Source organism: Marivirga sp., from assembly GCF_035704835.1.
Classification (GTDB): Bacteria; Bacteroidota; Bacteroidia; order Cytophagales; family Cyclobacteriaceae; genus Marivirga.
This window is the reverse complement of sequence record NZ_DASSWQ010000054.1, coordinates 1-8,704: the sequence shown is the minus strand read 5'-3', so window position 1 is coordinate 8,704 and position 8,704 is coordinate 1. Positions and strand designations below refer to the sequence as shown.

General features: G+C 34.6%; 11 protein-coding genes. 8 read left to right on the top strand and 3 right to left on the bottom strand.

Translation table 11 applies throughout. The annotated features are described in order from the left end of the window. Positions 1 to 6: 6 nt before the first annotated feature. Positions 7 to 105, top strand: a complete 99-nt coding sequence (locus VFM92_RS08730) for an IS3 family transposase (RefSeq protein ID WP_414675557.1) — start codon at positions 7 to 9, stop codon at positions 103 to 105. Between the two features lie 75 nt (positions 106 to 180). Here VFM92_RS08730 and rocD read toward each other — a convergent pair whose 3' ends face one another. Beyond that, entirely contained in the window at positions 181 to 1,461 is a 1,281-nt protein-coding gene (rocD, locus tag VFM92_RS08725) for an ornithine--oxo-acid transaminase (RefSeq protein WP_325121828.1), read from the bottom strand. A 186-nt stretch (positions 1,462 to 1,647) separates the two neighbouring features. Here rocD and rpmB point away from each other — a divergent pair, with 186 nt between their 5' ends. The 4 genes from rpmB to ftsY all read left to right on the top strand — a co-directional run bounded on the left by rpmB (position 1,648) and on the right by ftsY (position 3,363). Continuing rightward, a complete protein-coding gene (gene rpmB, locus VFM92_RS08720; RefSeq protein ID WP_325121827.1) occupies positions 1,648 to 1,887 on the top strand; it encodes a 50S ribosomal protein L28 in 240 nt (79 codons plus the stop codon). Between the two features lie 29 nt (positions 1,888 to 1,916). Beyond that, positions 1,917 to 2,099, top strand: coding sequence for a 50S ribosomal protein L33 (gene rpmG / locus VFM92_RS08715; protein WP_325121826.1), 183 nt, complete (start codon positions 1,917 to 1,919; stop codon positions 2,097 to 2,099). 2 nt (positions 2,100 to 2,101) lie between these two features. Beyond that, a complete protein-coding gene (locus VFM92_RS08710) occupies positions 2,102 to 2,251 on the top strand; it encodes a DUF4295 domain-containing protein (protein ID WP_325121825.1) in 150 nt (49 codons plus the stop codon). A 152-nt stretch (positions 2,252 to 2,403) separates the two neighbouring features. After that, complete coding sequence (ftsY, locus tag VFM92_RS08705; protein WP_325121824.1) at positions 2,404 to 3,363, top strand: signal recognition particle-docking protein FtsY; 960 nt, start codon at positions 2,404 to 2,406, stop codon at positions 3,361 to 3,363. Here ftsY and VFM92_RS08700 read toward each other — a convergent pair. Next, on the bottom strand, positions 3,360 to 4,097 hold the full coding sequence (locus VFM92_RS08700) for a DUF6048 family protein (RefSeq protein WP_325121823.1): 738 nt from the start codon (positions 4,095 to 4,097) through the stop codon (positions 3,360 to 3,362). The genes ftsY and VFM92_RS08700 overlap by 4 nt on opposite strands. Next, positions 4,066 to 4,503: a DUF6452 family protein gene (locus tag VFM92_RS08695; protein WP_325121822.1), complete on the bottom strand. Its 438-nt coding sequence runs from the start codon at positions 4,501 to 4,503 to the stop codon at positions 4,066 to 4,068. Before VFM92_RS08695 ends, VFM92_RS08700 begins: the two co-directional genes overlap by 32 nt. Positions 4,504 to 4,740: 237 nt before the next feature. Here VFM92_RS08695 and rimO point away from each other — a divergent pair, with 237 nt between their 5' ends. From rimO to VFM92_RS08680, 3 genes are read left to right on the top strand one after another with little or no spacing between them, the layout of a single operon-like run. After that, positions 4,741 to 6,051: a 30S ribosomal protein S12 methylthiotransferase RimO gene (gene rimO / locus VFM92_RS08690; protein ID WP_325121821.1), complete on the top strand. Its 1,311-nt coding sequence runs from the start codon at positions 4,741 to 4,743 to the stop codon at positions 6,049 to 6,051. Positions 6,052 to 6,060: 9 nt separating this feature from the next. After that, complete coding sequence (gene bshC, locus VFM92_RS08685) at positions 6,061 to 7,626, top strand: bacillithiol biosynthesis cysteine-adding enzyme BshC (RefSeq protein ID WP_325121820.1); 1,566 nt, start codon at positions 6,061 to 6,063, stop codon at positions 7,624 to 7,626. After that, positions 7,619 to 8,194: a 5-formyltetrahydrofolate cyclo-ligase gene (locus VFM92_RS08680; RefSeq protein WP_325121819.1), complete on the top strand. Its 576-nt coding sequence runs from the start codon at positions 7,619 to 7,621 to the stop codon at positions 8,192 to 8,194. The genes bshC and VFM92_RS08680 overlap by 8 nt, the downstream gene beginning before the upstream one ends. Positions 8,195 to 8,704 lie beyond the last annotated feature (510 nt).

The following is an 8,704-nucleotide window of genomic DNA, read 5'->3' as shown; positions in this document are numbered from 1 at the left end:
AAGGAAGTGACAGCCTATATCGACTATTACAACAATTATCGAATAAAAAGTAAACTAAAAGGAATGAGTCCTGTGAAATACAGAACTCATTCACAAATAAATTAATTTTTAATCCGTCCAACTTTTTGGGGTCAGATCAGATTAACTCGGGCTTTCAAATATGAGCTATAATTCTTAAGATTATTTTTTCTTAAAATCAGTAATTGTTTTTTCGATAATATCACAGCATTCGTTCAATTGCTCTTCAGTTATCACCAAAGGCGGAGCAAATCTGATGATATTTCCGTGAGTCGGCTTAGCCAATAAACCATTTTCTTTTAATGCCATGCAAATATCCCAAGCAGTAGAGCTGTCAGGAGAATCATTTACAACAATTGCATTTAACAAGCCTTTACCTCTCACTAAACTTACAAATTCAGACTTATCTACGAATTTCTGCATTCTATCTCTGAAAAGCTGACCAAGTTTACGTGCATTTTGTGCTAATTTTTCGTCTTTCACTACATCTAATGCCGTAACCGCAATTGCAGCACCTAATGGATTACCTCCAAAAGTAGAACCATGAGTTCCTGGAGTTAATACTTCCATAATTGGGTCGTTTGCTAATACAGCTGATACGGGATAAAAACCACCGGATAGTGCTTTTCCTAAAATCAAGATATCGGGCTCTACATAAGTAGATTGTTTTTCGCAATGTCCTTCACATGTACAATCGCCACAAACAGCTAATAAACTACCTGTTCTGGCAATACCTGTTTGAATTTCATCTGCTATGAATAATACATTGTGCTTATGACAGATTTCTTTACATTTTTTTAAATAATCATTATCAGGTCTGAAAACGCCAGCTTCACCTTGGATTGGCTCCACTAAGAATCCAACAATGTTATCTTCTCCTTGTAAAATTTTATCTAAAGCCTCTGTATCGTTATAAGGTATTTTGATAAACCCAGCGGTGTAAGGTCCGAAGTTATTTTTGGCGGTATCATCGCTGGAGAAAGAAATGATGGTAGTAGTTCTTCCGTGGAAGTTTTGCTCTGCTACAATAATTTTACCTGCATTAGGAGCTACTCCATTTTTCTCATAAGCCCACTTTCTGGCAATTTTTAAAGCAGATTCTACTGCCTCTGCCCCAGAATTCATGGCCAATACTTTATCGAAACCGAAATACTCGGTAATGTATTTTTCAAAAGGACCTAAAATATTATTGTGGAAAGCTCTTGAAGTCAAAGTTAAAGTCTCCGCTTGTTTCTTAAGCGTTTCTAAAATTCTTGGATGACTGTGCCCTTGGTTAACTGCACTGTATGAAGATAGGAAATCATAATATTTTTTTCCTTCCACATCCCAAAGGAAAACTCCATCACCTTTAGCCAAAACGGCAGGTAGTGGATGGTAATTATGAGCACCATATTTATCTTCCATGTCAATGGCTTGTTGACTGTTCTTGATTTCTTCAATCATAGCTTTGTTGTTTAAAAATTAGTAATTTGCATTCAGTTAAATAGTAAATCTACTAAAATGAGACGTCAATCCCTTGTAAATTAAAAAAAATAAGGTGGTATTTTAAGCTAAGGTTTGTGATTATCAAAATATTGCCGATATTTGCAGACCAATTTGAAATCGACAACAAAAATAATTTAGATAGATATGGCACGAGTTTGTCAAATAACCGGAAAAAGACCGCAAGTGGGAAATAACGTTTCGCACTCCAATAATAAAACCAGAAGAAGGTTTTTGCCAAATTTGCAAAAGAAAAGGTTTTACCTTCCTGAGGAGGATAAGTGGATTACGTTGAAAGTATCTACTAGCGCAATCAGAACCATCAATAAGAATGGTCTTACTTCAGTATTGAAGAAAGCACGTGAAAACGGTAACGTACTAGTATAATTTTCTATTGCTCAAAAATATAAAGCACAATGGCTAAAAAAGGAAATAGAGTTCAGGTAATTTTAGAATGCACTGAACATAAAGCAAGTGGTGCTCCGGGTACATCTCGTTACATCACTACTAAAAACAGAAAAAACACTACAGAAAGATTGGAGTTAAAAAAATATAATCCAATTTTAAAGAAAAATACTGTTCACAAAGAAATTAAGTAATCATGGCTAAGAAAGTAGTAGCAAGTTTAAAAGACAAAGATGCTAAAGGTTACGCTAAAGTAATCAAAGCGGTGAAATCAAAAAACGGAGGTTATTCTTTCCGTGAAGAGATGGTGCCTTTAGATATGGCTCAAGAAGCGCTTAAAAAATAATTTAGTTTTTAAGGTTTGAATTGATTAAGTCCCTCTATTGGGACTTTTTTTGTTTATACACTTCTCTTCTTTCCTTTTCTTAATTACTTTAGAACTTTAATTGCGTATAGAATAATAGCCTCTAACTACCATTACCCTTAAAACTTAATAGAATGAGTATTTTTAATATTTTCTCCAAAGAAAAAAAAGAGTCGCTTGACAAAGGCCTTGAAAAAACAAAAGAAAGTTTTTTTTCAAAATTAGGGCGATCCGTAGTCGGAAAATCAGAAGTTGATGAAGATGTTTTGGATGATTTGGAGGAAATTTTAATTAGCTCAGATTTAGGGGTAAAGACAACAGTTAAGATAATTAGCAGAATAGAGGAGCGAGTTGCTCGAGATAAGTATTTGGGAACTGCCGAATTAGATAAAATTCTAAGAGAAGAAATTGCTGGACTTTTGTCGGAAAATAATACAAAAGACCTTAAAGACTTTTCACTTCCCGAAAATGTCAAAAAGCCTTATGTTTTATTAGTTGTTGGCGTAAATGGAGTAGGTAAAACGACTACTATTGGGAAACTAGCTGCTCAATATAAAAAACAAGGTAAAAAAGTGATATTAGGTGCGGCAGACACATTTAGAGCTGCTGCAGTTGATCAGTTGAAAATGTGGGGTGAAAGAATTGACGTTCCTGTAGTTTCGCACGGAATGAATACTGACCCTGCTTCCGTAGCTTTTGATGCCGTAAAACTAGGCGTTGAAGAAGAAGCGGATATCGTTATCATCGATACTGCAGGTAGATTGCACACCAAGGTGAATTTGATGAATGAATTATCCAAGATTAAAAGGGTAATTCAGAAGTTCGTTAATGAAGCTCCTCATGAAGTATTACTTGTTTTGGATGGTTCTACTGGTCAAAATGCTATGATTCAAGCCAGAGAATTTACGAAAGCTACTGAAGTTACTGCTTTAGCGATTACAAAATTAGACGGTACTGCCAAAGGTGGTGTTGTGATTGGCATTTCGGAAGAATTTAAAATCCCTGTAAAATATATTGGTGTAGGTGAAAAAGTAGAGGATTTACAGGTGTTCAATAAAATGGAATTTGTTGATTCCTTCTTCAAGCGGGTTTAACGACTTTTTTCCATTACCTGTTTTTCTCTCCAGGCAATTCTGTATACGAGATAATAATTGAAAGTCCATCTATTGTTAAATTCGGCTCTTCCGAATCCTGGGACATCATATGTTCTGAAATTTTCAGAATCGAAAATTCTTCTATTTAATTGAATCCGAAAGGTGTAACCCATATATAAGTTTTGTAGAACCATAACTCTCAATCCAGTAGTCATTTCGAACCATCTCGCCCTAACTGCATCATTGGTCAAGTTTTCTTCATACGGTCCGTAAACAGGACTTACCATATCAGTGGTTAACGTCTCAGAAAATTTAGCTCTTGCATAACGAAGTCCAAAAGTTAGTGTGTTGTGGTCAGGGTCAAATTTTAAAAAGTCAGCATCTAAACCAATTCTGAAATAATTTCCATCATTGGAATAGTTGAATCCATCCCCACTGGTTTGATACTGATTTATTCCATAAGAACCAGCTAAATAAATTCTATGAAAATCGACATCAGCCTGCACTTCATAACGTTGCCTGTTATTGCCAAAAGTATTTACACCTAAAGCCACTACATCTGTTCCAATTCTGATGCCTGTTGGGATATAAAATGATTTAGGGACTCTCGGTTCTTTTGTTGGTTGTTCTATTCTTTGCTCTGTCGAATCTATTTCAGCAGAACTGTCTGAAATTTGGGCGAATAGCGTTGAACTAATAAAACTAAAAAATAAACAACTTAATATTAGGCGCATTTAGAGTTCTTTTCAGAGTGTCGTTTACAATAATTAAGGAATCAAAAGTTTGAAAGGCGGTGTCCAAGCCTATGAATTCTGGATTTATCCCGCATTCAGGAGAATCCACACTATTTCGTTTTTCATACGTAAAACGGATAGTATCACCCCTTTCGCCATAATAAAAATAAAAATCTGTATGATTTTCTGCAGGACTTAAAGGAAGTGTAAAGCTTCCAATTGTATCTTGAAGGAAGAAAATACTATCGGTTTGCGGACTAACAATACTGTCAAAAATTACTTCTCTCCTGATTTCTTCTAAGTTAGCATTGAGTGTAACTGGTCTGAACGTAACATAATCTACATTTACGCTTCCACAATTACTGTCCACATCGCAAGCGAAAATGAGGGTAAATAGTATTAACACTATACTTTTTTTGAATAATGACTCCATGTAGCTGCAAAGATATTATATATTCCGAGAAGCTAAACGACTTAAATGGGAATTGATTGTAATTCCTCACATCTGAAACAATTCCTGTAATATTTGATTAACTTTGCACTTTGAAATAGTGCCGAATCTTCATTAGATTATCTTATGATGATTTAGAGGATTTATAAGACCAGCACATTTTAATACTGTATTTTTAAAGAGGAGAATATTTTGAAGACCAAAGGTTTAAAGAAAGACAAAGTAAATGTTATCACGCTAGGATGCTCTAAAAATTTAGTGGATTCTGAAGTAATGATCACACAGTTGAGAGGAAATGATATTGATGTCACGCACGAATCTGATAAAGACGATTCTAATATTATTGTAGTGAACACCTGTGGCTTTATTGATAATGCTAAGCAAGAGTCAATTGATACTATTTTGCGCTATGCAGATGCCAAAGAAGAAGGATTGATTGAGAAGCTTTACGTTACTGGCTGTCTTTCCCAACGATATAAGGATGACTTAGAAAAGGAAATTCCTCAAGTGGATGCGTTTTTCGGCACGATGGAATTACCGATGTTATTGAAAAAATTTAATGCTGATTATAAGCATGAATTGGTAGGAGAAAGAATTACAACCACCGCTAATCATTTTGCTTATATGAAAATTGCGGAAGGCTGCGATAGACCTTGCTCTTTTTGTGCTATCCCAATTATGCGTGGTAAGCACGTTTCTCGCCCGATAGAGGAATTGGTGAAGGAAGCCAAAAACATGGCTAGGAATGGTACAAAAGAAATTTTATTGATCGCGCAGGATTCTACTTATTATGGACTTGACATCTACAAAAAGAGAAATCTTGCAGAGTTGTTAAAGCAGCTTTCTGATGTGGAAGGAATAGAATGGATAAGGTTACATTATGCCTTCCCAACTGGCTTTCCTGAGGATATATTGGATGTGATGGCAGAACGAGACAATATCTGTAATTACTTAGATATGCCGCTTCAGCATGGATCCACCAAAATGCTCAAAATGATGCGCAGAGGAACCACGCGCGAAAAGCAAGAGGCATTGATTCAGCGAATCCGTGAAAAAGTTCCAGGAATAGCACTAAGAACGACCTTAATTGCCGGACATCCTGGTGAAACAGAAGAGGATTTTCAAGATATGATGGATTTTGTGAGAAATACGCGATTTGATCGCTTAGGTATTTTCCCTTATTCACATGAAGAAAATACCCATGCTTTTAGTTTTAAAGATGATGTTCCCGATGAAATCAAACAAGAACGTGCTGATGCCGTAATGGAGTTACAAACTCAAATATCCCAAGAGTTGAATGAAGAGAAAATCGGTAAAACCTTTAAAGTTTTAGTAGATAGAAAAGAAGGTGGATATTTTATTGGTAGAACAGAACATGACTCTCCGGAAGTAGATAATGAAGTTTTAATTGATGCTACAGAAAGTTATGCCAGAATTGGAGATTTCGTTGAGATCGAAATAACCGATGCCACAGAGTTTGATTTATACGGTAATTTGAAATAAGATTAAAATATGAAAGTAGCGTGTATTAATTTTTCTGAAACAGGGCTTTTTGCTCCAATATTTAATGATTTTATACAACAGAAAGAGGAACTTAAAAACTTCTATTATCGCTACCCCACTCTTGATGTATTTCAAGATCAAATAACGGAAAAATCTAAGCATTCTGTTAATAGAGAAGCTTTAGTTAACGTATTAGAATCTCAATACGCTCAAGTTTCCAAAGTCGAAGAATTGGTCGAAAAAAATATAAAAAGCCTTGGCAATCAAAAAACTTTCACGCTTACCACAGGACACCAACTTAATATTTTCACAGGGCCACTTTATTTTCATTTTAAGATAATTACAGTAATTAATGCTTGCAATCAATTAAAAGCCAAATATCCAGATTATAATTTTGTTCCAATTTATTGGATGGCTTCTGAAGATCATGATTTAGATGAGATTAGGAGTGTTCATGTGGAAGGTAAAAAGTATAAGTGGAATACCGAGCAAATGGGTGCTGTAGGAAGAATGAAAACTGATGGCTTAGATGAGTTAGCAAAAGAAATTGCAGGAGAAAAGAGTATTTTCTACCATGCATATTCAAAGTCTGAAAATCTTGCTGATGCAGTTCGTGAATACGTAAATCGATTTTATGGTGAATATGGTTTGGTAGTGCTAGATGCTGATCATGCTGCTCTTAAAAGTGAATTTAAAGACATTATAAAGGAAGATATTCTTTATAATAAACCTAATCAGCTGGTTGAAAAACAATCTGGTAGACTGGACGAAATGGGCTACAAGACCCAGACTTACCCAAGAGAAATCAATTTTTTTTATTTGAAAGAAGGTATACGTGAACGAATCGTTAAAGAAGATAATGTTTACAAAGTATTAGAAACAGACCTTCAATTTTCAGAAGAAGAAATTAGAGCTGAGATAGAAAATCATCCAGATCGATTTAGCCCTAATGTAATTTTGCGACCAGTTTATCAAGAAGCTATTTTGCCGAATTTGTCATATACGGGAGGCCCCGCGGAAGTAGCTTACTGGATGCAGTTAACCCCCATTTTTGAACATTTTAAAATTCCTTTCCCCATTCAATTACCTCGAAACTTCGGGATGATTATTCCTAATAAAATTGGGCATAAAATCAAAAAATTAAAATTACGAGAGCTGGATTTATTCACTGAAAGGGAGCTTCTTAAAAAGCAAATTACCAAAAAGATTACAGCACAGAAATTAAATCTAAATGAAGAGCGCCAGCAGTTAAAATTATTACTCTCTGAAATCAAACAGTATGCTGGAGACATTGACACCACACTTTCTCAAATGACTGAGGCTGAGACAGAGAAAATCAGCAACTCAATAGATAAAATTGAGAAGAAAATGATGGCAGCTGAGAAGAGGAAACACTCTGATAAAATGCGTCAAATAGACGAAATTAAGGATTTTCTGTTTCCAGGAAATGGATTGCAGGAACGCAAAGCGAATTTCCTTCCTTTCTATAAATCGGATGATAAGTTTATTAAAAAATTAATGAAAGCTTTTGATCCATTTAATCTCCAATTTTATATAATGCGATGGGATGGATAAAAACATTCTACGAAAGGTATATCTAGAAAAACGTAAGTTTATCAGTCAAGCTGAATATGAGCGAAGAAATCAGCTGTTATACCAGCGTTTAGTGGAACTCCAAGAAGCGAATCAATTCAAAAGTATTCACATTTTTATTCCTATCAGGAAAAACAAAGAGGCTGATACATTCCCTTTTGCCCAATATTTATGGAGTAAAAAGCCGAACATAGAGGTTGTTACAGCTGTATCCGATTTAAAGAGTCCTGTTCTTCATCATGTCAAAATAACAAAAGAAACCACTTTTCTGGAAAATAAATGGGGTATTCCAGAGCCTCTTAATGGTAGCCCCTATGCTATTGAGGATATTGAATGTGTTTTGGTTCCTATGGTGGTCGGTAGCAAGTCTGGTCACAGGATTGGATATGGTAAAGGCTACTATGATAGATTCCTTCGAGACTGTCAAACTGGAACTCGATTTGCTGGAATTTCTTTAGGGCCTTTATTAGAACATGATCTCTTCTCTAATCATTATGACATCCCAATGCATAACATGATTACTCCTTTTGAAACACATGATATCAACTAATATATTGTCTCAGAATATCCATTTCATAATTATGAGTTCTTTAAAGTTTTAAAATTAACACTTTAAGTCATCCTGTACACTGTTCCTATTTGATTCTGAAAAATCGTGCTGCTCTATACATTTCCTTCCTTTTTTAATGGATTCTATTTCATTCCAACTAAAAAGTCTCTTGTTTTCAATTATTAAGCTTATTAATAAAAGTGATTTTTTCATCAACGAGTGTGTTGAAAGGCTTAATGATTTTAAGGATTGATCAATAGATTATTAATTTCTATATTTTTTAAGTCATCATTAAAGATATTTAATGTGTAAAATATTACATGAATAATAGCTTCAATTTTGATTAATTAGTCGACCCTTAAAAAATAATTAGTCGACCCTTAAAAACTAATTAATACATTGATTATCAATTATTTAATTAATAAAAAGCTTTGATTTTTTTGCAAGTTTTCGTATTTTCCTGACAGAAACCTTGCAAATATTGATGCATGAAACCCATTAAAAAAGCTC

Bases quoted from the DNA above. Each gene is read 5' to 3' on its own strand.
- rocD (WP_325121828.1), bottom strand. From the start codon at position 1,461: ATGATTGAAGAAATCAAGAACAGTCAACAAGCCATTGACATGGAAGAT.
- rpmB (WP_325121827.1), top strand. From the start codon at position 1,648: ATGGCACGAGTTTGTCAAATAACCGGAAAAAGACCGCAAGTGGGAAAT.
- rpmG (WP_325121826.1), top strand. From the start codon at position 1,917: ATGGCTAAAAAAGGAAATAGAGTTCAGGTAATTTTAGAATGCACTGAA.
- VFM92_RS08710 (WP_325121825.1), top strand. From the start codon at position 2,102: ATGGCTAAGAAAGTAGTAGCAAGTTTAAAAGACAAAGATGCTAAAGGT.
- ftsY (WP_325121824.1), top strand. From the start codon at position 2,404: ATGAGTATTTTTAATATTTTCTCCAAAGAAAAAAAAGAGTCGCTTGAC.
- VFM92_RS08700 (WP_325121823.1), bottom strand. From the start codon at position 4,097: ATGCGCCTAATATTAAGTTGTTTATTTTTTAGTTTTATTAGTTCAACG.
- bshC (WP_325121820.1), top strand. From the start codon at position 6,061: ATGAAAGTAGCGTGTATTAATTTTTCTGAAACAGGGCTTTTTGCTCCA.
- VFM92_RS08680 (WP_325121819.1), top strand. From the start codon at position 7,619: ATGGATAAAAACATTCTACGAAAGGTATATCTAGAAAAACGTAAGTTT.